Raw genomic sequence first — 990 nt, forward strand, 5'->3', positions numbered from 1 at the left:
GCTGCACGGTTGATTTGACCCTTCTGCGCAACACGCGCTCGCTCTAGGAAGGTCGCCAATGGCCAGCTTTCCACCTCGCCAGGTTGAAAGCGGTTTGCGTACTTTTGCACGAAGGATTCACGCGCCTTGCGCACAGCCACCTCGTCCAAATCTTCCTGGGTGGCGTCCGGAACCAGTTGTGCCGTCCAATCCTGCGCCAATGTCTGGCGGCGAATTTCATCCAGCTTATCAAGTCCTAAGGGAATCAGGCTTTCGCCGGCACGTGCGTGATAATGACCTTTCCAGGCAATCGGAATCCCCCGGGGTGCCGCGGGCACCTCAAACAGCAACACGCGACCATTGCCGTGGGCCAACTCGTGAATCTCGCGGAAGGTGATGCGAGGCTCGGCATTGTCGGCAATCTGCATCTTGAGCGAATGCAGACGATCCGCCTGCGGACGGTAGTCCGTGCCGACCACAGCGCGCGTCTTATTGTTGATACCGAACACCAACCAGCCGCGGTCGGCATCACGCAGGTTGGCTTCGTTGGCCAACGCAGAAAAATACTTGCCGATATCGTCGGTGCTGTAGTCATTGCCGGCCTGCTTGAACTCCACCACCTCGTTTTCCCAGGTGGCGATCAAGCTATGCAGCAGCAGAGTAAGGTCATGTTGATTCATTTCTTCTCTGTCAGCCTCAAGGAGTCATCAACCGCAGCGAGCGTCTGTTACACCTGGTGCCTTGAATACGATGAGAACGCTTCAGTGCGAGTATGGGTGCATGAGCATGTTCGCCAGCGCTTCTGCAGCACTCAACCAAGATCCGACTTGAGTCACTTGGAATCGACACGGTAGCGCCTGCAGATCTTGGTCCATTCATAGAGAGCTGAGCAACCAGAGAGAGTTGCATGGATCTTATTCAAATCGACAGAGGGTGATGGGATGCCTCTGGCCGAACATCACTTCCCAATACAGAAGCTGGAGAAGATCCGCCCGAGCAGGTCGTCGGCAC

1 protein-coding gene is annotated in these 990 nt (G+C 56.1%); it reads right to left on the reverse strand.

Annotation, left to right across the window (positions count from 1 at the left end):
* Positions 1 to 659 (reverse strand): ATP-binding protein (locus CEK69_RS20820; RefSeq protein WP_193314056.1); only part of this gene is annotated, 659 nt, incomplete at its 3' end.
* Positions 660 to 990: the final 331 nt, after the last annotated feature.

Origin of the sequence: Xanthomonas sp. LMG 12462 (assembly GCF_009192885.1) — a bacterium.
In the GTDB taxonomy this organism is placed as follows: Bacteria; Pseudomonadota; Gammaproteobacteria; order Xanthomonadales; family Xanthomonadaceae; genus Xanthomonas_A; species Xanthomonas_A sontii.